Source organism: Pseudarthrobacter chlorophenolicus A6, assembly GCF_000022025.1.
In the GTDB taxonomy this organism is placed as follows: Bacteria; Actinomycetota; Actinomycetes; order Actinomycetales; family Micrococcaceae; genus Arthrobacter; species Arthrobacter chlorophenolicus.
In genome coordinates this window covers 137,047-160,786 of the sequence record NC_011886.1, presented here as the reverse complement: position 1 = coordinate 160,786, position 23,740 = coordinate 137,047, and the positions used below count along the sequence as shown (strand labels likewise).

The 23,740-nt window shown below is 63.1% G+C and carries 18 protein-coding genes; 2 read left to right on the top strand and 16 right to left on the bottom strand.

The window, feature by feature from the left end; genetic code table 11:
• Positions 1 to 15: 15 nt before the first annotated feature.
• From ACHL_RS00730 to ACHL_RS00715, 4 genes are all read right to left on the bottom strand, one after another.
• The gene (locus ACHL_RS00730; RefSeq protein WP_012630884.1) at positions 16 to 1,476 is read right to left on the bottom strand and encodes an APC family permease; all 1,461 of its coding nucleotides are present in this window, start codon (positions 1,474 to 1,476) and stop codon (positions 16 to 18) included.
• Between the two features lie 32 nt (positions 1,477 to 1,508).
• Positions 1,509 to 2,522: a D-2-hydroxyacid dehydrogenase gene (locus ACHL_RS00725; RefSeq protein ID WP_139187364.1), complete on the bottom strand. Its 1,014-nt coding sequence runs from the start codon at positions 2,520 to 2,522 to the stop codon at positions 1,509 to 1,511.
• Between the two features lie 66 nt (positions 2,523 to 2,588).
• Complete coding sequence (locus tag ACHL_RS00720; RefSeq protein ID WP_012630882.1) at positions 2,589 to 4,349, bottom strand: IlvD/Edd family dehydratase; 1,761 nt, start codon at positions 4,347 to 4,349, stop codon at positions 2,589 to 2,591.
• 53 nt (positions 4,350 to 4,402) lie between these two features.
• Positions 4,403 to 5,170: an SDR family NAD(P)-dependent oxidoreductase gene (locus ACHL_RS00715; RefSeq protein ID WP_012630881.1), complete on the bottom strand. Its 768-nt coding sequence runs from the start codon at positions 5,168 to 5,170 to the stop codon at positions 4,403 to 4,405.
• 188 nt (positions 5,171 to 5,358) lie between these two features.
• Between ACHL_RS00715 and ACHL_RS00710 the strand changes: the two genes are divergently transcribed.
• Positions 5,359 to 6,543: a Gfo/Idh/MocA family protein gene (locus tag ACHL_RS00710; protein ID WP_012630880.1), complete on the top strand. Its 1,185-nt coding sequence runs from the start codon at positions 5,359 to 5,361 to the stop codon at positions 6,541 to 6,543.
• Positions 6,544 to 6,844: 301 nt separating this feature from the next.
• On the opposite strand, the gene trpB is transcribed toward ACHL_RS00710, so the two are convergent.
• From trpB to ACHL_RS00660, 10 genes are all read right to left on the bottom strand, one after another.
• Positions 6,845 to 8,119: a tryptophan synthase subunit beta gene (gene trpB / locus ACHL_RS00705; RefSeq protein ID WP_050767059.1), complete on the bottom strand. Its 1,275-nt coding sequence runs from the start codon at positions 8,117 to 8,119 to the stop codon at positions 6,845 to 6,847.
• 148 nt (positions 8,120 to 8,267) lie between these two features.
• Positions 8,268 to 9,623 (bottom strand): aldehyde dehydrogenase family protein, encoded by a 1,356-nt coding sequence (locus tag ACHL_RS00700; RefSeq protein WP_012630878.1) that lies wholly within the window; start codon positions 9,621 to 9,623, stop codon positions 8,268 to 8,270.
• A gap of 78 nt (positions 9,624 to 9,701) precedes the next feature.
• Positions 9,702 to 11,663 carry a 3D-(3,5/4)-trihydroxycyclohexane-1,2-dione acylhydrolase (decyclizing) gene (iolD, locus tag ACHL_RS00695; protein ID WP_012630877.1) on the bottom strand — a complete coding sequence of 654 codons (1,962 nt, stop codon included), beginning with the start codon at positions 11,661 to 11,663 and terminating at the stop codon, positions 9,702 to 9,704.
• A 188-nt stretch (positions 11,664 to 11,851) separates the two neighbouring features.
• Positions 11,852 to 12,985, bottom strand: coding sequence for a Gfo/Idh/MocA family protein (locus ACHL_RS00690; protein ID WP_012630876.1), 1,134 nt, complete (start codon positions 12,983 to 12,985; stop codon positions 11,852 to 11,854).
• 81 nt (positions 12,986 to 13,066) lie between these two features.
• The gene (locus ACHL_RS00685) at positions 13,067 to 14,827 is read right to left on the bottom strand and encodes a hydantoinase B/oxoprolinase family protein (RefSeq protein ID WP_012630875.1); all 1,761 of its coding nucleotides are present in this window, start codon (positions 14,825 to 14,827) and stop codon (positions 13,067 to 13,069) included.
• A gap of 2 nt (positions 14,828 to 14,829) precedes the next feature.
• Positions 14,830 to 16,920: a hydantoinase/oxoprolinase family protein gene (locus tag ACHL_RS00680; protein ID WP_043794299.1), complete on the bottom strand. Its 2,091-nt coding sequence runs from the start codon at positions 16,918 to 16,920 to the stop codon at positions 14,830 to 14,832.
• Positions 16,921 to 16,952: 32 nt separating this feature from the next.
• A complete protein-coding gene (locus tag ACHL_RS00675; RefSeq protein WP_012630873.1) occupies positions 16,953 to 17,852 on the bottom strand; it encodes a fumarylacetoacetate hydrolase family protein in 900 nt (299 codons plus the stop codon).
• 2 nt (positions 17,853 to 17,854) lie between these two features.
• A complete protein-coding gene (locus tag ACHL_RS00670; RefSeq protein WP_012630872.1) occupies positions 17,855 to 19,150 on the bottom strand; it encodes an aspartate aminotransferase family protein in 1,296 nt (431 codons plus the stop codon).
• Between the two features lie 20 nt (positions 19,151 to 19,170).
• Complete coding sequence (locus ACHL_RS00665) at positions 19,171 to 20,118, bottom strand: C-terminal binding protein (RefSeq protein WP_012630871.1); 948 nt, start codon at positions 20,116 to 20,118, stop codon at positions 19,171 to 19,173.
• A gap of 260 nt (positions 20,119 to 20,378) precedes the next feature.
• Entirely contained in the window at positions 20,379 to 21,983 is a 1,605-nt protein-coding gene (locus tag ACHL_RS00660) for a sigma-54-dependent Fis family transcriptional regulator (RefSeq protein WP_244266495.1), read from the bottom strand.
• Positions 21,984 to 22,557: 574 nt separating this feature from the next.
• On the opposite strand from ACHL_RS00660, the gene ACHL_RS00655 reads away from it, so the two are divergent.
• Positions 22,558 to 23,205: a TetR/AcrR family transcriptional regulator gene (locus ACHL_RS00655; RefSeq protein ID WP_012630868.1), complete on the top strand. Its 648-nt coding sequence runs from the start codon at positions 22,558 to 22,560 to the stop codon at positions 23,203 to 23,205.
• Between the two features lie 22 nt (positions 23,206 to 23,227).
• On the opposite strand, the gene ACHL_RS24540 is transcribed toward ACHL_RS00655, so the two are convergent.
• Complete coding sequence (locus ACHL_RS24540) at positions 23,228 to 23,431, bottom strand: hypothetical protein (RefSeq protein ID WP_012630867.1); 204 nt, start codon at positions 23,429 to 23,431, stop codon at positions 23,228 to 23,230.
• Positions 23,431 to 23,667 (bottom strand): hypothetical protein, encoded by a 237-nt coding sequence (locus tag ACHL_RS00645; protein WP_050767058.1) that lies wholly within the window; start codon positions 23,665 to 23,667, stop codon positions 23,431 to 23,433. Before ACHL_RS00645 ends, ACHL_RS24540 begins: the two co-directional genes overlap by 1 nt.
• Positions 23,668 to 23,740 lie beyond the last annotated feature (73 nt).

Below are 23,740 nucleotides of genomic sequence, written 5' to 3'. Positions count from 1 at the left end.
AGATGTTGAGGTGGTTTATTGCTCGATCTTTTGCCGGCCCAAGCGCGCATAAACATCCGGACGCTTCGAGCGCAGGAAATAGGCGTAGATAATTCCGCCAATGAACAAGGCGAAAGTGAAGGTCATGAAAATGACCGTCATGAGCAGGGAGCCGCCGATCAACTCAGGGTAATTCGCGATTGCCAGGTAGGTGATCAGGCCAAGGAAGAGCACGCTGACAATCGGCGCCGCAATGGTCTTCCATACGGATTCCGGAGCGAAACTGCGGCGGCGGACAAAGTACACCAGCACGGCAAAGCTCGTGATGAACATCAGGAGCAGGACAGAGAACGTGCCGCTGCCGCTCGCGATCGGGTAAAGGGCTTCAGGGGCAACCCCCACCACAGTGAACACCACGGTGGCTGTAGCCCAGACAAGACCAACGCCAACTGCCGAAATGTAGGGGGACTTGTGCCGCGGGTGCACCCGGCCCAGAGCCTTTGGAAGCGCCCCGTCAGCGGCAAGCGAGAAGCTGTACCGCGCAGCGATGTTCTGGATGGAGAGCATCGAAGCTAGGATGGAAGTGATGAGCAGGACAACACCAATGTCCGCGAAGATCTTGCCCACCAACGCGATGGCGCCGTCGTTGAACAGGTTCACAGTGTTGGCCTTGGCTTCTTCCTGGACGTTGTCCGCTCCCAGGAAGGCCGTGTATGCCCAGGCAGCAATTGCGTAGAACAGGCCGATGCCCACTACCGCCAAGTAGGTGGCCCGGGGAATCGTCCGGTCCGGGTTCTTGACCTCGTCACGGTAAATTACCGTCGCCTCGAAACCGAAGAAGTTGCCAACTGCAAAGAGCAGTGCGAGGCCTAAGCCGGCGTCGGTAATCCACGGCATGGAGAATCCGACGCCTTGTGACACGTCCCCTGAGGCGAAGGCCGCAACATCGAAGATAACGACCACTGTGGACTCCAGCAGCATGACAACCGTCAGTACTTTCGCGGACAGGTCAATCCGGTTGTAGGCCAACGCCGTGGTAATGGCAATGATGCCAAGCCCGTACCAGTACCACGGAATGTCCGGGCCGCCCATCGTGTTTACCACGAAGCTCTGCAGCGTCAGGGCAAACAGGGACGGCGCAAAGAAGCCAATGAAGACGTACCCAACCAAGGCCAGGAGCGCTCCGCCAAGACCCGCAGGCTTTCCAAGGCCCGCGGTGACGAAGGAGTAGAAGCCGCCGGGCGCCTCGACGCTCCGGCTCATCTTGACGAAACCGACCGAGAAGATCAGCAGCATCAAGGTCACCAGGAGATAGATTCCCGGAGCGGTGTGGCCGCTGAAGAGGAGCATCACGGGCAACGTGCCGGCAACGGTGGTCAGCGGGGAGGAGAAGGCGAGCACGTTCATTACGAGCTCGCCTACTCCCATGTTGCCGCTGAGCTTGTGTTCCTGGGTCTGGGTAGGCGTTATCGGCTTCCCTTTTGTTGAGCTGGTCATGTAATCCTCGTCACGAAATTTAGAGTGCTGAATCACACTATCGACGCGGATTGTGGGAGCACTGTACCAGCTTGGGACAGCGCTTTTGGAGCGGTTCCGCCCAGCTTCGTCAGGTCGACGACGTCGTTCAGCGGCTGACCCGTTTTCCACTGCTGGAGGTTCTTTGCAAAGCAGTCCACCACACGGCCCCGCCATCCAATCAGGTCACCGGAGGCGTGAGGCGAGACCAGGATGTTGTTGCGGCTCCACAGCGGATTTTCGGCCGCCAAGGGCTCATTCTCAAAGACATCCAAGGCCGCAGCACCCAAGTGCCCCGCATCGATCGCATCCAGCAGGTCCTGTTCCACGACTACGGCCCCACGGCCCACGTTGACCAAGCGGGCCCCCGGACGCATCTTGTCGAAGCGGGCCGCGTTGAACAGCCCGCGGGTCTCCTCGGTAAGCGGAACAGTGAGAACAACGTCCTGAGCCTCGCCAAGGAGCGCGTCCAACTCGTCGAAAGAGGCAATCGCTCCTAGCTGGGCATCGTCCCGGGCAGACCGACCAACGACGGTCACATCCATCCCCGCCGCCCGCAAGAGCAAGACAGTCTCGCGTCCCACCGGGCCCGGTCCTACCACCAGCACCCTGCGGCCCAGCAGCGGCTCGGTCTCCCGGTGCTGCCACGTACGGGACCGCTGCAGTTCGATGGTGCGGCGCAGGTCCTTGGTGAACATCAGCAGGACACCCAGGACCCACTCTGCGATGGGGCGTTCGCAGACACCCCGGGAGTTGCTGACCACGATGTCACTGTCGATGATCTCCTCGGTCATGAGACTGTCCACGCCAATGCTGGACGTGTGGATCCAGCGGAGGCTGCCAGGCCCCACCTCGCGCAGGAGTTTAGTCCGGAAGTCGTTGAGAAACAGGATCTCCGTTCCAGGCAGCGCACCCCGGAACTCTTCCGCGGTCCGGACCACCACCACGTCGGCTTCCTTTTCCAGACGATCCACGGGAGGCACCGGACGGCCCTCCTGGACTATTGCAATTACCTTGGGTCGTGACACACCTTCTCCTTTCAAGAGACCGCCCCTTGGGGAACGGCCCCGCGTGTGCTCTGTGTTCGCCGCGGCCTACCAGCCGCCTTGCCAGCCGCTCATCAGGCCGTAGGGCAGCCGCTGGGGCTCCTCATCCGGCAGGCCTTTGAGGAAGTCGAAGTCGCAGCCTTCGTGCGCTTGGTTGACGTGGTCGAGGAACAGGCGTCCATAGCCGCGGCGGTACTTGGGCTCGGGCAGCTTCAACTCCGCAAGCCTGGCCTCGATCTCTTCCTCGGGGAGATCAAGGTCCAGCCGCTGGTTCTCGACATCCAGCACTATCGGATCGCCGTCACGGACGATCGCCAGCGGACCACCTACCGCAGCCTCGGGCGAGACATGGAGCACGGTCGTGCCGAATGCGGTGCCGCTCATGCGGGCATCGGAGATGCGCACAATGTCCCGGATGCCCCTGCGCAGCAGCTTCTGCGGGATTGGCAGCATGCCCCACTCGGGCATGCCGGGCGCGCCGACGGGCCCGCTGTTACGGAGCACCAGGACCGAATCCTCGGTGATGTCCAGGTCCGGATCGTCGATCCGCCGTCCGAGATCGTAGATGTCGTCGAAGACAATGGCCGAGCCCTTGTGCTGCAGCAGGTCCTTAGAAGCTGCACTGCGCTTAATCACCGCACCGTTCGGAGCCAGGGAACCACGGACGACGGCGATGCCACCGGAGGCGTCGAAGGGCGCCTCAAGCGAGCTCACGACGACTCCATCCGCCTCGGGCGCGTGGATGTAGCCCTTCTCGAGGGACTCGCCGGTGACGGTTATGGCGTCCCGGTTCAGCAGGGGGTCAAGGGCCTTGAGCACGGTGGGAATGCCGCCAACCTCGAAGAGTTGCTTCACGAGGTACTCGCCGGAAGGACGGACGTTTACGATGCGCGGGGTCCGCTGCGAAATTTCGTGGAAGCGGTCAAGCTGCAGTTCGTAGCCCACCCTTCGCGCCAACGCCAGGAGGTGGACCACGGCGTTGGTGGATCCGCCCACGGCCATGAGGAGCGTAATGGCGTTATCGAACGCTTCCTTGGTCAGAATTTCGCTGGGCTTCGGCCCCTGGGACAATGCCATTTCCACGGCCCGGCGTCCCGTGGCCTCTGCTGCCTGGCCGCGGCGTGAATCGACGGCCGGAATGGAAGCGCTGCCGGGCAGACACATGCCCAAGGCCTCAACGAGGGACGTCATGGTGGACGCCGTGCCCATTTCGCTGCAGTGGCCAGCGGAAGGCTTGGCCGCGGATTCGAGCTCGTCAAAGTCGGCCTCGGTGATCTTACCGGCCCGCAGCTCGTCTGCGTACTTCCAGGTGTCCGTTCCGACGCCAAGCTGCTTGCCCCGGAAGTGGGCCGGCTCCTGGGGGCCGCCGGTGAGCATGATGGTGGGAATATCGGCGCTGGCGGCGCCCATGAGCTGGGCAGGAACGGTCTTGTCGCAGCCGCCCAGCAGCACGATCGCATCCAGCGGATACGCGCGGATGGATTCCTCCACGTCCATGGCCATGAGGTTGCGGAACTGCATGGCTGAGGGCTTCATCAGGCTCTCCCCCAGGGAGATGGTGGGGAACTCCAAGGGTAGGCCCCCGGCCATTAGGACGCCGCGCTTCACAGCCTCGGCAAGCAGCTTGAAATGGATGTTGCAGTTGACCAGCTCCGACCAGGAGTTGGCGATGCCGATCACCGGCCGGTCCTTGATGGCGAAGCGCGAGAAACCTTCGGCCTGGATGGCGGTACGGTGCACGAAACCGGTGAGATCGTGCGGCGCGAACCAGCGTGCGCTGCGGAGATCCATGTAATTCGGGTCAGGCATGTGTTTCAAAGCTCCTTGGTTGTCTTCGTCTTGTGAGGTCTCGGGTGAGCCGCCTACGCGGCTGATGTTCCGCCGTCGAACGCCATGCTGGTGCCGGTGGCGAAGGTGCCTTCGACCGCCAGGAAATAGATGGCTGCCGCCACCTCTTCCGGATGTGCGAGACGGTTCAACGGCACGGTGCTTTCCTTCTGCTGGAGGGCCAGAAGGGGATTGGATTGCAATTCCAGTCCTGAACGCAACATCGGGGTATCGATCGGGCCCGGGCACACGGCGTTGACCCGGACATGAGGCGCCAGTTCTAAGGCAAGCGCCTTGGTGAGCCCCACGACGCCGGCTTTGGCGGCGCAGTAGTGGACCAGTCCGGCAACGCCCATGGTGGCGAGGTCCGATGCAACGTTGACGATCGCCCCTCCCCCGGACCGACGCAGGTAAAGACCCGCTTCTCGGGCGACGTAGAACGTACCGGAAAGGTTGGTATCCAGCACTTCTCGCCAGCGCTTCTCATCAAGGTCTTCAAGCGGCGCGTGGCTGGCAACCCCCGCTGCGTTAACTGCAACGTCCAATCCACCGAGGGCGTGGATGGCACCACGGACCCCGTTCCGAACCGATTCGGCGTCGGCGACGTCCGTAACCACCTGGTGCGCACCGCCGTCGATATCTCCGGCAACGCGCTGCAATTCGCCCTCTCGCCGTCCCAACAGCGCAACCCGGGCGCCCCGCCCGGCGAACAGTTTGGCCGTCGCTTCTCCGACGCCGGACGTCGCGCCTGTGACGAGCACCCGCAAGGGTTCCGTCCGACTCCACATGCTGCGGTCCATCATCGTCGACGGTCTCCTCTTTCTTGGCGTTGCTGGACTGGTACGTTCCACTCAAACAGCCGGAGGCCTTCACCGGATGTCTCAGATTGAGACACAGCGCACACTCCTTGCGTTCCTAGGCTGATTCGCAGGTGCCGCCGGTCTGTGCGGCACAACACCGCCGGAAAGCGGCACAAACTAAGGAGTCCAATTTGGAAGACCAGAACCGCATTGGCGTTGGCCTCATCTCGGTGGGGTGGATGGGGCGCCTGCATTCCCGCGCCTACCTCGCCACCAAGCAGTTCTTCCCCGAGCTGCCGCGTCACCCTGAGCTTGTGATCGCCGCAGACCCCGACGACGCCGGCCGTCACCACGCCGAGGACGCGCTCGGTTACAAGGAAACGGCCACCGACTACCGCAAAGTGCTCGAGAACCCGGACGTCGACGTCGTCTCCATCTGCTCCCCCAACTTCCTGCACCACGAAATTGCATTGGCCACCATCGAGGCCGGCAAGCACTTCTGGATCGAGAAGCCGATGGGCCGCAGTGCCCGGGAATCACGCGAAATTGCCCAAGGCGCCGAAGCCGCCGGGCTCATCACGTCGGTGGGCTTCAACTACCGGCACGCACCAGCCGTGGCGGAAGCCCGGCGGCTGATCCGCTCCGGCGCACTGGGCAAGGTGACCAACGTGCAGATCAGGCTGCTCACCGGCTACGCCTCGGACCCCACCCAGGTGTTCACGTGGCGCTACGAGCAGGCACGGGCCGGTTCCGGCGTCCTGGGCGACGTCCTGAGCCACGGCTTTGACCTTGCACAATTCCTGGTGGGGCGGATCACCTCGCTGAACGCCGTCACGGAAACCTTCATCAAGGACCGCCCGCTGCCCGCCGGCAACTCGTCCAACTCCTTCGACATGGGTCAGGCCTCGGACGTGACCCGCGAGGTGGAGAACGAGGACTACACCGCCATGCTTGCCCGGTTCGAAGGCGGCGCGATCGGCATGTTCGAATCCACCCGCGTCGCCATTGGCCCGCACGCCGAATACATCATCGAGGTTTACGGCACGGAAGGTTCGCTGCGCTGGAACTTCGAACGGATGAACCAGCTGGAAGTCGCCACAGACCGCAGCGGGTACCGCACCATCATGACCCCGCCGTCCTACGGCGAATTCGGGCGCTTCCAGCCAGGACCCGGTCCGGGCATCGGCTTCAACGACCTCAAGACCATCGAGGCTGCCCTGTTCTTACGCTCAGTGGCCGAAGGCAAGCAGATTGGCCCTTCAGCGGCAGACGGCTGGTCGGCGTCCGAACTCGTTGATGCTTCCTTGCGGAGCGCGGATTCGACGACTTGGGTTGACATCCCGCAGGTCACGGGAAGCACAACCTACGACGCCTAATCGCCTGCAGTAGGAGACCCAAGGAGACCGGATCAGCACGATCCGGTCTCCCTCTCTTTGACCTCCAGGCCGGTACTTGTCAGCACCCCGCCACCTGTGAGTATGGAGTTTTAGTTATGGTAGTTCGACGTCTCCAAAGGCCTCTACGTTGCGGACGCATCGCAAAGTGTGGCGTCATTCCGTTCAAAATGCCGGGGCAGGTAGATCGGTTATCTGGCGCCATCAGGTCATCCCGTCTCTGCCGACCCCAAAAGCCTGGTCCTTCGCACACGGACGAGTTCAGGACCAGGCCTCAAGTGTGTCAGGAGACCACGACGGACTCGGGGCCTAAAAGGTCAAACCACTCGGCGGCAGTCCCTACGTCTTTGTCGCCCCTGCCGGATAGATTCACAATCACTATCCTCTTGTTTGAATCACCAGTCGCAGTGTCCGCTGTGGCCATTCTTTGCCCTACCTTGAGGGCGCCGGCGAGTGCGTGGGCCGACTCAATCGCGGGAATGATGCCCTCGGTACGGCACAGGAGACCGAATGCGTCCATGGCTTCCCGGTCGGTGATCGGCTCGTAGCTGACGCGACCGATGTCTGCCAGATAGGCGTGTTCCGGTCCGACGCTTGGGTAGTCAAGACCCGCGGAAATCGAATGGGATTCGATGGTCTGGCCGTCGTCGTCCTGCATTAGGTACGACTTGGCCCCGTGCAACACACCGGGCAAGCCAAGAGTGATCGGGGCCGCGTGCCTGCCGGTCTCGATGCCCTCGCCGCCGGCCTCGAACCCGTGGATTGCTACCGACGGGTCATCCAGGAAAGCATGGAAAATGCCGATGGCGTTAGATCCCCCGCCGATGCAGGCGCAAACGGCATCCGGGAGGCGGCCGGTACGTTCCAGTACCTGACTGCGGGCCTCGTCGCCGATAACCTGGTGGAAGTACCGGACCATAGCTGGAAATGGATGGGCTCCTGCCGCGGTGCCCAGCATGTAGTGGGTCGTATCAACGTTGGCCACCCAGTCACGAAGAGCTTCATTGATGGCGTCCTTCAGGGTTTTGGAGCCGGTAGCCACTGGTACAACGGTTGCGCCAAGCAGCTTCATCCTTGCCACATTTAGAGCTTGACGGCGACAGTCCTCGGCACCCATGTACACGACGCAATCGAGGTCGAGCAGGGCCGCTGCCGTAGCACTGGCGACTCCATGCTGGCCGGCGCCTGTTTCGGCGATGACCCGGGACTTGCCCATGCGTTTGGCGAGGAGCGCCTGGCCGAGCACGTTATTGATCTTGTGGGAGCCCGTGTGATTGAGGTCTTCGCGTTTAAGGAATACTCGGACGCCACCCGCATGCCGGGCAAAGTTCGTGGCCTCGGTCAATGGCGAGGGCCGGCCGGTGTAGTTCCGGTTCAGGTCCGCGATTTGCGTCGCGAACTCGGGATCGACTTTAGCCTCGCGGAACGTGTTCTCAAGCTCGTCAAGAGCTGCGATAAGTGCCTCCGGCATCCAGCGTCCGCCAAAGGAGCCGAAATATGGACCGGGGGCATTTCGGAATGAGGACTGGCCCGGCTGCGGTTCATCCGCCGGTGCCATGCCGGGGTCACCTAATGCAACGTTCATTCCTGCACCTACCATTCTTTTGAGACATCGTCAACATCCGGCACCCTTCGTCCTGGAACGCCGGGGCGAAGGGTGCCGGATCCTGGTGCAGCTCAAACTGCATGTTACGGTTGACAGTTTTTTATTTGGCGAAGCGGAACAGCTTCTTGTTGGCGAATTCCAGCATGCCCACCTTGCCCAGTTCGCGTCCGTAGCCGGACTTCTTGACGCCGCCGAACGGCACGTCCGCACCGCTGAGGTCGTAGGCACCGACGAATACCATGCCGACGTCGAGCTGGTTGCCGACGCGCTCGGCGCGCTCGACGTCGTCGCAGATCACTACGGAACCCAGGCCGTACGGCGAGGAGTTGGCAAGATTGATCGCCTCGGCGTCGCTGCTGACTTTGTACAGCTGCGCAACGGGGCCGAAGAGTTCCTCGCTGTAGACGTCCATGGACGGCGTGATGTTGGTGATGATTGTCGGAGTGAAGACGTTGCCCTGGGGCTGGTTGTTGCCCACCAGAATTTCCGCACCCTGGTCCAGCGCACCCTGCACCTGGGAAGCCAGGAACTTGGTGGCCGAGTCCGAAGACATCGGTCCGAAATCGCCGTTCTCGTAGGACTGTCCGGCGATGGCAGCCTTGAACTTCTCCGAAAACTCATCGAAGTACTTATCCAGCACCACGATCCTCTTGGAACCGTTGCAGGACTGGCCCGTGTTGCCCATGCGACCCATGACGGCCTTCTTCACAGCGAGGTCCACATCGTCAGTGTCCAGAACGAGGAACACGTCGGCGCCGCCGAGCTCCAGGACACACTTTTTCAGCGCGCGCCCGGCCTGTTCAGCCACGATTGCGCCCACTTGCTCTGAGCCCGTCAGCGACACACCCTGCACCCGGTCGTCGGCAATGATGTTGGAGATCTGCTGGTGGGTAGCGAACAGGTTGACGTAGGCGCCCTCGGGGAAGCCTGCATCGCGGAAGAGTTCCTCCAGGGCCAACGCCGATTCCGGGCACTGGCTGGCGTGCCGCACAATGACGGTGTTGCCAAGGATGATGTTGGGAATCGCGAACCGTGCCACCTGATAGTAGGGGTAGTTCCACGGCATGATGCCCAGGATCACGCCGAGGCCCTGGTAGCGGAAGAAGCTCCGCAAACCGTCAGCGACCTCGAGTTGCTCATCTGCCAGCCACTCCTCGGCGTTTTCGGCGAAGGCCGAAGCGATGGAGCCCGAGAACTCTGCTTCGCCGGCCGCTTGCTGGAGGGGCTTACCCATTTCCCGGTTGATGATGGCGGCCAGCTTGTCCTTGCGTTCAACGAACAGCTCGGCAAGGCGCCTGGCCATGCCCGCGCGTTCGGCCACCGTAGTGGTGCGGGACCATTCATGGTAGGTGTTCTGCGCTGCAGCGAGTCCGGCTTCCACCTCTGCGTCAGTGGCTGCGGGATACTCGGCGTGGATGGTTCCTGTAGCCGGATCAATAACGGCAAATGCGCTCATAGTGACTGCTCCTTGGTCAGTAAATTCCGTAAAACAAGCGGGCGGGACCGCTGGATAGAGTGGTCCCGCCCGGTGCGCCTAGCGTGCGTCAGGTGCGCTGGTGGCAGCGTAGAAACGCTGGCGCTCACGGCCCTTGAGGTGCTTGGCAGCACCCTCCAAGGTGGCGGGCCGCTCCGAGGTCATCGGAGCTCCAACGTCCCAGAAGGCGCCGTTGCCCGACAGGTAGCGCCACGGCTCCACCCGCGCGACGATTACCGCGGGACCCTCGGCTTCCTGCGCCTCGGTGAGGGCGGCAGAGAACTCCTCGATCGTCGTCGTGGACCAGGCAGCACAGCCCATGCTGGCCGCGTTGGCGGCGATGTCGAAATCAAGGACCGCCCCGTCCAGCCGGCCGGACTCCTTGCTGCGTTCGCGGTACTGGGTACCGAATTCGCGACCCGGCCCACCCTTGGCAACCTGGAGCGGCCAGATGCACTGGTGGCCGCGGTTGTCGATCACGATCGTGATGATCTTCTTGCGTTCCTGGACAGCCGTGACCAGTTCAGTGGGCTGCATGAAGTAGGTACCGTCACCGATCAGGACATATACCTCGCCGGGCTCATCAGGGCGGGCCAGTCGGTAGCCCAAGCCTGCGGGGATTTCGTGGCCCATGCAGGAGTTGGCGTATTCAAAGTGGATTTCGGTGCCGTTGGATGGGTCCCACGCCTTGTGAATGCCTTCAACCACACCGCCCGAGCCCAAAATCAGGGCGTCTTCGCTGGTGGTGCGCTTGTTGAGGACGTCGATGACCTGGGCCTGGCTCATCAGTTCGCCAGGAAAGGCCTGAAGGTCATGCCTGCGAACTTCCAGCGTGGCCTTGAGTGCGTCCGCCACGTCGCTGCGGAACTCGCCCGATGTCGAATATCCAACCGCGGCCAGCCGCTCCCGCAGGGCGGCCAGGTTCAACTTGGCGTCTCCGATGACGGGGAACGAGCCCATCTTGTGGGCGTCGAACGAACCCACGTTGAGGTTCACGAACTTCACGTCCGGGTTCTGGAACAGCGAGTGCGAGGCCGTGATGAAGTCCTGCAGGCGCGAACCCACGGTCACCACCACATCGGCGTTGTCGGCGATCTCATTGGCGCCCACGGTTCCGGTCACGCCCAGTGCACCGAGGTTGAGGTCTGTGATGGGACCGCTGCCCTTGCCGGCGTAGGTCTCGGAAACCGGGATGCCGAACTCGGAGCTGAAGCGCGCCAGTTCGTCTTGCGCTTTAGAGTAGCGGACGCCGCCGCCGGCGATCAGCAGCGGGCGCTTGGCGTTTCGGATAATTTCGGCGGCATCGCGGAGCTCATCTTCGACGGCGGGACGTCGGCGGATGTGCCAGACTCGCGGGGTGAAGAAGGACTCCGGGAAGTCGAACTCTGTACCCTGGATGTCCTGCGGCAGGCACACCACCACGGCACCGGTTTCCACAGGATCGGTGAGGACACGCATGGCCTCCGGGAGCGTGGACAACAACTGGGCGGGGTGCGTGATCCGGTCGAAGTAGCGGCTGACGGGACGGAAGCAGTCGTTGGCGGAGACGTCGCGCTCCACGGGGTGCTCGATCTGCTGGAGTACGGGATCGCCGAAGCGGTTGTTGATGATGTCCGCAGGGAACAGCAGCACGGGCAGGCGGTTGGTGGTAGCCGTGGCGGCGCCGGAAATCATATTCGTGGATCCCGGACCGGCTGAGGCGGTGCAGGCCAAGGTGGCAGCGCGGTTGGAGGCCTTGGCGAAGCCGATGGCCGCGTGGACCATCGATTGCTCGTTCTTGCCCTGGTAATGGGGGAAATCCACGCCGTATTCGTCGATGCCCTGGGCCAGGCCCACGGAGTTGCCGTGGCCAAAGATGCCGTACATGCCGGCAATCAGGCGGCGTTGTTCGCCGTCGAGTTCGCTGTACTGGACCTGCAGGTACTCAACGATCGCTTGTGCGACAGTGCGGCGACGGACGGCCTTTTTATCGGCTGCGATATTGACCTCGGTGCCGGTATCAGCAGCGGCTGTGCTAGTCATGCGTTCTCCTAAAATTCGTAGGTGCGTCGGCATTTGCAAACCGATTCGCCCGAACTTCAGGTTTTCACCCGGGAGAAGCAAAGTTGTGTCCCAGTTTGGGACGCAGCCCACTTGCCCGGACACGCAAAAACAGGAGCCGACGGCGGTACCTGCGTACCGCCGTCGGCTGCTGTTTGATTTGGGTTGTCTTAGTCGAAGCGGTAAGGCTCCTGCGGTCCCACGGAGGGCAGCGGCCGGGGCCGCTCGCAGGTGCTTGCAATCGCGATGTGCTTGCCGTGCTCCGATGAGGCCTCGAAGGCGAGGAGAACTTCAAGCACGTGGTAGGCGAAATCGCCGCCCGTCCGAGGCTCCACGCCCTTGCGGATGGCGTAGCCGAATTCGGCCAGGCCGATGCCGCGGTAGGCGTCGTCCCGGTGGGTGATGGGCGTTTCGCGCCAATCTCCGCCACCGGGAGGCGTCATGTCCAGCGCGAGGTCTCCGGGCTCACCGCGGCGCAGCACGGGAGCGCCGGAGAAGTGGTCCGGGTTCGGGGCGGCCAGTGATCCACCGGTGCCGTAGATCTCCAGGTGCGGCAGGTTGTGGTTCCAGATATCCCAGCTGACGATCACCGTAGCTGTGGCGCCGGACTCGAAGTCGAGGGTGCCGGTGACGTGTGTGGGCGTCTGGATCTGGATGACTTCGCCGTCCTTGCCGGGACGGGGCCGGGTTTCTGCCGAACGCGGCGTCGTTGCGGAGACGCGGGAAACGGGGCCGAAGAAGTTCACCAGGTTGGTGATGAGGTACGGTCCGATATCCAGCATGGGGCCCGCCCCGGGGCTGTAGAAGGGGTCCACGTTCGGGTGCCAGTGCTCGTAACCGCGGCAGGCGAAGGAGGCGAAGGCCGCCACGGGCTTGCCGATCCAGCCGTCGTCGATGAGCTTGCGGCTTGTCTGCATGCCGGAGCCCAGAAAGGTGGTGGGAGCTGAGCCAACCTTGACGCCCGCTTCCCGTGCCGCTTCCAGGATCTGCTTCGCTTCCTCAAGGGACGTGGCGAAGGGCTTCTCGGAAAGGACGTGCTTGCCCGCCGCGATTGCCTGGAGGGTCACCGGGGCATGGAGCTTGGGCGGTGTGAGGTTCAGGACCAGTTCGACGTCTTCGTCCGCCAGCAACTCGTCCGGGGTGAGTGCTTTGGGAACGTCGTACTCGGCGGCGCGCTTCCGCACGGCTTCGGGGTTCACATCCGCGAGTGCCACGATCTGGACGTCGGGGTGGACGCCGATCTTGTCCAGGTATTGGTTGAGGACGTTTCCGACGCCGATAATGCCGACTCGAATGGGTTCCATGTGAATCTCCGTTTGATGGTTGTTGGAACATCCCGGGGCGAGGAATATACCCCGCCCCGGGATGGGTGCGATAGCTGCTATTTAGCCGGCCAGGCGTTCCTCGCGGGTCTTCGCCGTTGCTGCCTCGTCGATGGCACCATCGGTGATGACCACGCCGTAGTGTGCGGCCGCGGCTTCGAGGGTCACGCGGGACTCGCGGTAGTCGTCGAGCACTGCGAGGACGTCGCGTTCCAGCGGGTCACCGTAGCCGCCACCGCCGGGGGTGATGGAGACAACCTTTTCGCCCGACTGCAGGTCGTAGCGGCCCACCACGGGAATTTCGCGGCGTTCGCCGGTCTTGACGTCTTCCACCCAGGCGGACGGTTCCGCACCGTCGTGGCCGCCGCGGACACCCTTCGGCGGGTTGATCTTGCCTTCGATGCCGTAGGTGAGGGTGACGCTCTCGCCACGGGGCTCCATGGTGACGCGTGTTGCCAGTCCGCCGCGCTGGCGGCCTGCTCCGCCGGTGTCGGCAACCAGAGCACGTTCGTGGACCAGGATCGGGTAGCGCTGCTCGTCCACTTCCACGCTGTCGTGGTACAGCAGGGCGCCGCACACGGGACGCTGGTAGGTGGGCCAGCCGTCAACGTACGGGGTGGCCGGGCCGCCGACGCCGCCTACCAGGATCTGGTTGACGTAGGGGTTGCCGTTGCGTTCGTCCGTCCCGGAGATGACCGACTTGGCAGGGGCTTGGCCGGCCGCGCCCTCGGCGGTGCCGTAGCCGTCGTCGATCTGGGAGAAAGCGGCCTGGACGATGTTGACTACACGGTCTGCGAGGTTGGTGGTGCCCGAGGAGCAGGAGTAGGGGTGCTTGGGGACACCGACCGCGCAGCCGTCCCGCAGCAGCACCTCGACGCGGCGGAAGGTTCCTGCGTTGCTCGGCAGGTTCTCTGGGATGCCGGAGAGGATGCCGGCAAGTGCAGCGCCCGTGGCAGTTGCCTTGGTGAGGTTCAGGCCGTTGGGAAGGTTGTCCGGGTTGTCCCGCAGGTCAATCACCACCTTGCCCTGCTTGGGCTTCACCTCGAGGGTTGCCTGCAGCTGCACTCCCTCCGGGCCGGTTCCGGGGAAGGGATCGTGGGCGGAGCTGCCGTGGAGGACGTACTCCGGCAGCTTCTCGATCGCACTGGCAGTGAGGCGTTCGGAGTAGTCGAACCAGGCGTCCACGAAGTCCACCAGGTCATCCACGCCGAACTTCTCGGCGAGTTCGTGAATGCGGCGCTCGGCGATGCGCGAGGCGCCGACGGAAGCCAAGTAGTCGCCGTACCACTGGTCAGGGACACGGATGCGGGATCGGCACATGCGGATGATGTCGTCGATGTCCGTGTAATCGCGCTGGATCCGCACGCAGGGGAAGATCAATGCGCCTTCCTCGTACACGTCCCGCGCTGTGGCGAAGAACGTGGTGGGAAGCGAGTTGCCGCAGTCGGCCTGATGGGCCTTGGTCACGGCGGTGAAGAGGTGGCGGCCCTGGATGAAGATGGGCACCAGGATCACGTGGTCTGCTGCGTGTGAATTACCCATGTAAGGGTCGTTGTGCAGGAACGCGTCGCCTTCGCGGATGTCCTTGTGCAGTTCCACCATGTCCTCGCCCAGCGGGCCGGCACCGAAGACGTGCACGGGAACACCTTCAGCCGCGGCAAGCAACTGGTTGTCCGCGGTCAGCACGGCGCAGGAGAAGTCGCGGGCCGTGTTGATGACGGACGAGCGGGCGGAGCGGAGCAGGCCGCTGGTCATCTCGCGGACAATGCCGTCGAATGCGTTGGCAAGGACCGAGAGCTTTACGGGATCGAATTCGCGGGTCACGGTTACGCCTCCTTACGGGTGAGGTAGATGTTGGATCGGTCATCGAGCGTCGCGTCCCACTCCGGCGGTACGACGATGGTGGTGGTGGGCTGGTCGATGACGGCCGGTCCCACGATCTTGTCGCGGGGAGCGAGCGTCACGCCGCGGTAGCGCTGGGTGCTGAAGGGGTCGCCGCCAAACACAATGCTGTCCGTGCGGTGGATTTCCGCGGTGCGGCTGAGTTCGCTTTCGGACCTGGTGTGCTCCGGGCGGGGGATTTCCACGCGGACGCCCCAAGTGATGATCTCCACGCGGCTGTCCGGATCGTGGGTGCCGTTGCGGCGGTCGTGCTCTTCATGGAAGGCGCGCTCGATGATGCCTGCCGCATCGCCGGAGGTGTCCGGGGCGGCGTCGAGGTAGACGCGGAGGTCCCAGGCCTGGCCGGGGTAGCGGGCATCCACGAAGTAGGTGACCTTGGGTGCTTCGCCTACGCCATCGAAGCGCTTTACGAAGACCTCAGCCTTGGCTGTCAGGTCCTCCACAGCGCGGGAGGCCGAACCGGCGTCGAAGCTGCGGGTGTCATTGTGCAGCGGCGAGAGGAACTCGGTGGCGATCGGGGCGCGGTGGGCGCCGTAGGCGGCCAGGACGCCGGCGGTCGCCGGGATCAGGACGGTGTCGGCTTCCAGGAGCTTGCCGATGATCGCTGCGACCATGGCGCCTGCGCCACCGCCGGCAACAATGAGCGCGCCCCGGGGGTCTACGCCCTGTTCGAGGGCAGACTGGCGGATGGCGGTAGCCATGTGGTTGGCGGAGACATCCAGGATGGCTTGGGCGGCCTGCAGGGTGTCCATCTTCAACGGCCCAGCGATGCGGGTGTCGATGGCCTTGATGGCGGCCTCGCGGTTCAGGGTAAACCCGCCTTCGAAGCCCTCCGTGTCGAGGTAGCCAAGCGCCACGCAGGCGTCGGTGACGGTTGGTTCTTCGCCGCCGCGGCCGTAGGCTGCCGGACCGGGCGTGCTTCGCGCACTCTGCGGGCCCACGCGCAGGAGGCCGCCACCGTCGATCCATGCGATGCTGCCGCCACCGGCGCCGATGCTGGAAACCGCAACGGAAGACAAGCCGGTGAGGTGACCGACGAACGGCTCTCCCAGCCAAGCTTCGCGGGTGTGGCGGACCACACCGTTCTCCACTAGGGACACATCGAAGGTGGTGCCGCCCATGTCGCAGACCACCACGGTGTCGTGATCCGGGGCCGCCGCAGCGCCCACCAGCGGTGCCATGGACGGGCCGGAGTTCAGCAGCAGGACGGGGCGGTCAAGGACATCGGCGACGTCCAGGACGGCACCTTCGGATGTCACTACCAGGAGGTCGCCGGCGAAGCCGTATTCCTGGAGGTCCGAGCGGAGTTTGCCCAGGTGGTCTGCCATGAGCGGCTTCAGGGAAGCGTCGATCGAGGCTGCCGAGGAGCGGCGGTATTCGCGGATGGTGGGGTTGGCCGCATTTGAAAGTGTGTACGGAACGCCCGGGAGGATCTCCTGAATCAGCTCGGCTGCCCGCTTCTCGTGGGCGTCGTTGATGATGGACCACAGGAAGGACACCGCAACGGCTTCAATGCCCTGTTCCTTGAAGGAACCGAGGACTTCGCGGACCTGCTCTTCGTCCAGCTCCACCAGGATGTCGCCCTCGGCGGAGATACGTTCGGTGATTTCGAAGGTCAGCTGGCGGGGAATGTAGGGCGGCGGGTAGGCAGCCTTGGAATCGAAGGCGTCACGGCGGCCACCTTCGCGGAGCAGCAGGGTGTCGGCGAAGCCGTCAGTGGTCAGCAGCGCTGTTTTCGCCACTTTGCCGGTGAGCACTGCGTTGGTGGCGTGGGTGGTGCCGTAGACAATGACGTCGGCGTTGCGCAGCACGTCGTCGCCGCTCCAGCCAACGGACTCGGCAGCACGGCGGACCGAGGCTTCGAAGCCTGTGAACACGCGGTCGTAGGTGGTCAGCGCCTTGCCGACTGCCATGTCACCGCTGTTGGAACCGACCACGACGTCGGTGAAGGTACCGCCGGTGTCGACGGCGATGCGGTACCGGGCCTCGCCTGGTTGTGTTTGTACATCACTCATGGTCTTCATTACTTTCGTAGAGCTTGCAGGGGTTAGAGATGGGGCTTGCCCACGGTGTTGCGGAGCTGTCCCACCTTGTCGATGTCGATTTCCACGGTGTCTCCCGGTTTCAGCCAGACAGGCGGGTTCCGCTTGGCACCGATGCCCTGCGGGGTTCCTGTGGCTATGACGTCGCCCGGTTCCAGGGTGAGGAAGCTTGAGAGGTAGGAGACGATCCGCGCGATCGGGAAGATCTGGTAGCTGGTGTTGGAGCGCTGCACTTCGATGCCGTTCACGCGGGTGGTGAGGTCCAGGTTCTGGGGATCGCCCACCTCGTCCAAGGTGACGAGGGCAGGGCCCCAGGGGGTTGACCCGTCTACGGCCTTGCCTGCCAGCCACTGGGTGCAGCGGTACTGCAGGTCGCGGGCGGTGACGTCGTTCAGCGGAGCGAGTGCCGCCACATAGTTCAGCGCTTCTTCTTCCGTGACTTCACTGGCCTCGCGCCCGATGACTACTGCCAGTTCGCCCTCGAAGTCGAGGTTTTCGCTGACCTTCGCACCACCGATCTCGTCCTCAGGCCCAACCATGGTAGAGGCGAATTTGGCGAAGACATCCGGGTACTCCGGGAATGCCCGGCCGGTCTCGGCAACATGGTCCTTATAGTTCAGGCCGATGCAGAGGACTTTGGAGGGATCGGGCACAGGTGTGGTCAAGCGGACATCCGTCCGAACACCAACGTGAGCTTCCGGGTCCTGGTCGGCCAGGTTCTCGATTTCGGACGAAATGGCCTCAAGCCGGTCGCCATACAACTCCAGGAATTCCCGCACGGACGTGGTGGCTCCGTGTACTGCCTGGCGGGAAGCTTGCAGCAGCAGCTCCAGGTCATGGACGGCGTCGTTGATCAGGACGCCGCCGCGGATACCGGACTCGTGTTCATAGGAAACGATCTTCATGGTTACTTGGCCCCTTCCGTGGTGGGAGCCTCCGAGGCGACTGCAAGGACGGCGTCAGCCAGGCGGTCGGTGATGTCGGCCACCACTTTCTCGTCCATGGGCGTGGACAGGGACAGCAGGTTGGCCGGGGAGCCGAGCAATCCGCGCTCATAGGAGGCCCACCACAGCTTGTGCTGGGTGTGTTCGTCCACCTTCTCCGCACCGGCAGGAACCGCGCGGAGGAGAGAGCCGCGGCCACGGATCTCCCAGCCAGCGTCGGCAACCAGCGCGTTGGCCGTGTCGCGGGCGGTGTCACCCAGCTGGTTCAGGCGTTTGACCTCATCTTCGGTGTAAAGCCTCAGGGCGACGGAGCCGGCTGCCATGCTGACGGGGTTGCCAGAAAACGTTCCGCCGTGCGGCAGGCTGCCCGGACGGGTCGGGTCCACCTCGGCCATCAGCTCGGCCTTGCCGCAGACAGCTCCGACGGGGAAGCCGCCGCCGATGAGCTTGCCCGTGGTCAGCAGATCCGGGGTAACCCCGTATTCACCGCTGAAGCCGCTGTAGCCAAGGCGGAGGCTGATGACCTCGTCGATGATAAGGACAATGCCATAGCGTGTGGCCAGCTCCCGGGCAGTTCGGACGAACTCCTCGTTGATAGTGAGGAGACCGGCGCGGTTGGGCAGCAGGTCGAGGATGATGGCGGCGTACGCGTCCGGTGCGGATTCAACCGCCTGGCGAAGGAAGTCGACATCGTTCAGCGGCACCGCAGTGACGTCGTCGATCACGCCGCGGGTGACGCCCCGCTGGTAGGAAGGTCCGCCGGGAACCAAGGCAACTTCCGATGTGCCGTGGTAGCCACCCTTGGTGACGATCACGCGCTCCCGGCCGGTGCTGGCCCGGGAAATGCGGATTGCAGACATGACGGCTTCAGTGCCCGAGTTCGCGAAACGGACCTGATCCAGCTCCGGAAGGCGGCCGAGCAGAAGTTCTGCGAGTTCCCATTCGTAGAGATTCGGGATGCCCCAGCTGGCACCGGTGGTGAGGGCCTTGGTGGCGGCCTCGGTGATTTCCGGGTGGGCGTTGCCGTGGATCAGGGACGTGAAGTTATTGTTCGCGTCGATCAGTTCACGTCCGCGGTCATCCCACACCCGGTAGCCATGGCCCTTGATGGCGTAGGGGCTGGGGGCACCGGTGTAATAGGTAGAACGACCGTAGCCGCCGGGCAGCAGCGGGAAACCGCGCGGTCCCCGGCGCAGGTGCGGATCTTCCGCGGGATTCTGCAATGCAGCGAGGTCTTCCAGATGGTTGGTGGTAGCCAAGTCGGGTTTCTCCAGTCTCTTCAGTTCACGAGGTCGATCAGCGGCTGGCCGGTCAGCGCCAGGCGGACACGCTCCACTGCACCGTCCTGCAGGGCGCCAGTGGATCGGTTGGAACGCCAGGCGATGTGCGGTGTCAGAATGGCATTGGGCGCCGTGCGCAAGGCGTGATCAGCTGCAAGCGGCTCCTGGGCAAAAGTGTCGATGCCGGCCCCTGCAATCTGGCCGGAGGCCAAGGCCTCTGCGAGTGAGGCTTCATCGATAAGGCCGCCTCGGGAGACGTTGACGATCACGGTGCCCTTGCGCATCGTGGCGAGGACATCGGTGGAGATGAGGTTCGTCGTTTCGGCGTTTAGCGGCAGGTGGAGGGAAACGACGTCGGAATTCTCCAGGATGTCCTCCAGCCCGGACATCTCCACGAAGCTATTCGTGACAAAGGGATCGTAAGCACGGACACGGGCACCTACGGCCGCATACATGCGGGCTACGTGCTGCCCGATTCGTCCCATACCCAAGACGCCAACTTCCAGCTCGGAGAGGACTGGAGTGTCGTAGCCGATGGTTCCGGCCCACCCGAGGTTGTCGATGGCGGCGTTGCCTGCCGGCAGGCGTCGTGCCAGCGCCAGGCCCATTGCGAAGGCGTGGGAGGCGACTTCCTCGGACGCCGTGCCGGGAACGATCGAGACCGGGATGCCCGCAGCGGTGGCTGCGGCGACGTCGATGTTGTCATAGCCGATTCCATACCTGATCACTGCACGGCATTTGGCCATCAGCGGGAAGTCGGCTGCGGTGAGCTTGGCGTAGGGGGTGATCATCACAATGTCGGCTTCGGGGAGCCCTTCACGGAAGGCGTCGGTGTCTGCCGCGGCGTTAAGTGTGTAGCCGAACTCCTTCGCAAGCGCGTGCTCACGGTCCAGGTCCGGGAAATGGTGAGGGGCCACAAGAATGGTTCCCTTGGCATCGCGGGTCATAGTCAGTCGTCCTGTTCGTGTTCGTACCGTCGGTCGCTGCCGGACACACCTTGGGATGGGTGCCGGTGTTGGGTGATTTCCAGTACAACGCGATATCAGTGTGGCTATCCGTGCCAGATCGAGACACCGCGATGGGACACTCTTCCAGCCCGCATCGTGGCCGCTGAACCGCGCAAGCTGCCACCACCGTCGGGCTTTCATCTCCTGGGCAGCGCGTAGCAGCCGTCCCCTTGAGCGGGGCCGGCTGCTACGGTGTGGAATCAGAGATCGAAGCCGCGGCTGCGGAAGTAGTCCATACGCCGATACAGAGTGGAACGACCTATCTGCAAGGTTTCGGCGGCCAGGCTGCGGTTACCCTTTGCTTCCTGCAGGGCCGTGCGAAGTTCGCTGAGTTCCGCGTCTTCCAGGCGGGATAGCCTGCCCTTGGTCAGCACGCGGTGGAACCCTTGGGGTAGGTCGTCCACGGTGACTTCTGCGCCCTCTGCGCGCTCTACGGCATTGGAGACCACGGACCGCAGTTGATCGATGTTCCTCGGCCAATCGGCGTGGGTGAGCGTCGTGAGCAGCCTGCGGGAAAGCCTCCGCTCCCCCAGCTCCTCGGCAATCGCGTTGGCGAGCTGCGGGATGTCTTCCCTCCTGTTACGAAGTGGTGCCACCGAAACTTCGAGGACGTCGAATGCCTCGGCGAGCAGCAAGGTTGCTTCCGTAGGGCGGGTAATGGTGAAAATCAGTTTGGTGGTGGAATGGCCACGAAGGTTCCGGGCGATCTCGCTGGCTTCATTCTGGGAGAGCTCGTCAGCGTGTTCGACGATCAAGGTGGCCGGAAGCTCGGTGGCCAACCGGTGCAGGACATCGCTGATGTTGGGGTTCCTGAGGTCTCCGTTGCGTGCATCCACGATCATCCGGCCGCCCCGCAGCGCCGCGATGGCATCGGCCAGCCGAAGTTTCCCGCTGCCCAATTCGCCGATCATCACCACGGACCGGTCCTGGTCCACGGCCTTCCGCGCCAGGTTCAGGGTCCGCTTGAACTCCGTGCTGGTGCCATCCACGTGCTTCAGCAGCCGCTCAGCAGTTTCTTGTGGCGCCGATACCAACTGGAGCAGCGCACTAGTGGTGTCGGTGGAGCGGTTCTTAGTCGGAGCATGCGGCCGGACTACCACGATTGCTCCGACGTTGGCCGCCGACAGCGTCACTGGTGATATCTCCAAAGTGGAAAGCCCTGGCCCCTGCAGCATGACCTCGCAGTTCATGTCGCGGCCGGAGGACATGACCGCCTTGGCATAGCCGAAGATGATCGAAAAGTCGTTGTCCACCAACGTCGCCGTCGCCGATGCGTTCTGGAGCGAGTTTTTACCGTCGACGGCGATCACAGCCCGGTTGCCCCTTCTACGGGAGATCCTGAGGTATTCGCTGAGGAGGGCACGTTCCTTCGACGAAGTCCGGACCTCAATGTCCCGCTCAATCCGGGAAGCAACACCTTCCAGCATGAGCAGGGTGGATGAAGGTTCCAGTGTGCTGACCCGGTTCGCCGGAAGCGTCAGCCCGATCACCGCCCGCACGCGGTTATGGAAGGGATCGCGTACCAGGGAGGCGAAGCACCAGTTGCCTCTCATGTCCTCGCGGAAGTGTTCCTCGGGGGCCAGCCATACACCTCGCCCTTCTTCCAGTGCCAGACCTTCCCCGTTGCTGCCGCAGCTCTCCTCCAGCAAGGAGTATCCGGCAGGGAACCCGTCATCTCGCAGGAAGCTGGCCTTGACCAGCACCCCATTCGGGGCGGTGATGTTGACGTATCCGCCCAGGTCAGCAGCAACTTCATCCAGTTTCTGCAGGTGCGGCCCGGCCGCAGCGACAGTGAACTCGTCCACCCGCCCCTCATCAAAGAATCCGCGGTCTGCGAATGCATCGACGCCCGCGGCACGGCTGCGGTACCAAGAGCGCGCGATTATGGGACGGATGCCGCTTAGGTCGGCATGCGGTTGCATCAGGAAGAGTTCCCGGACCCGATTGGTCTCGCGTGGGGCCTCACTGTGCAACGTCGATAGTACTTCTACAGACACGGGAAAGTCCCTTTCGATACGCGGGTCAGGACGCCAGTGCGGGGCCGGTGCCGCCCGGTCGTATGTTACGGGGGCGCCACCTTGGCAGCCTTAAACGGAGTGCGCGCTCGGCGCTCCAGTCCTCATGTTGGGACGCCTCGTCCTCAAGAGCACAGGCGTCGATATATGCGGCAACCATTCCCGAAAGCCCGCTTCCGAGGATGAGATTACTGTTCCGAGTGGCCCCCAGGCTCGTGGTTTCGGTGATCATAATTTGTTCTTCCGCTTGAACCAATTGGGACGCGGGATGAATGTGCTTCACGCCACTCTCAGCATACCTAACTAACGGACGTTAGGGAAGATTTACACCGCAACCGCCTAACGGCTGTTAGGATGGCGCACTATGACCGCCAGCTCCCACGAATCTGCCCTGGCAGCCTTTCGAACTCAACTGGAGGAGTGGAACTGGGCAGACCAGACAGCCGCGCGAAAGAACATCCTCGTGGCTTTCCTGGAGCTTGCCATAGCGAACGGCTTTAACTCCGTGTCGATGCGGACCATCGCCAACGCTGTTCACATCAAGCCGCCAAGCCTCTACTCCCACTTCCCCGCCGGTAGGGATGAGATCGTTGCCGAATCCCTCCGCTGGCATTTCCATCGCTTTGGCGTGGCCCTACTCGAAGCCGTAGCTCCCGCCCAAGGTGCCGACGAGTTTTGGGACGCCATGGTCAGGCTCCATTTCACTCGTCAGGTCCGGCTTCCTGAAAGCAATCTTTGGGACCTCCTGGTGGCCATGGATCGGGTGGCGGGCATTCTCCCAAAAGAAGTCCGCACCGAAGTTGACAGCTGGATAGAGCTGCACGAAAACATGTACGTTGCCTGCGCGAAGGACCTGGGCGTGGCAGAAGCGGAAGAGCGGGTGAGGGTTGTCATAACATTGCTCGAAGGCGCGACCCGGTGGGCCTCGCCCGAGTGCGACGACGAGGAGCTGAGCCGGCTAACAGATCAGGCCATCGTCATCACACGCGCGCTGTTGAAGGTTGATTTTTAACTGCGTAGGCGCCACGCGATGACTACCGGTGCAGCTTAACCAGATCGTACCCGTCGTGCTCGTGGAGCAACTTGCGCTGGCCTAAGCTGTCAAAGAGCCAAACAAACGCTCCGTCGACGGAACGGTCATCAACGACCCCTTCCTGAACAAACTTCCCGTCCATGCTGACCGTGACCAGGTCATGTTGAATGACGTCGTCCCATTTCCAGCGAAAATTCCTCGGCATTATGCCCTTCCTGAGATTTTTACCGTGACGTCGTCCGACATAATGAATTCCTCTGTCACCTGCGAGGGAGTTGTAATCCACAAGACCCTGCCGCTCTTCGAGACCTCCTTGACCCGGCCCATGGCTATGACTTGCGCGTTCTTCAGGATTGAAACGGATTCACCCAGACACAACTCCTGCCAGTCCGGGACGCATATCTCTTTTCGGCTCTTCAATAGGGCTCTTGCTTTCATCATTCCGCCTCATTCTGCTCTTCGTCGATACTGTTCACGCGAGCCCAAGCTAACTGATTACAGTGGCCTGAGGTTC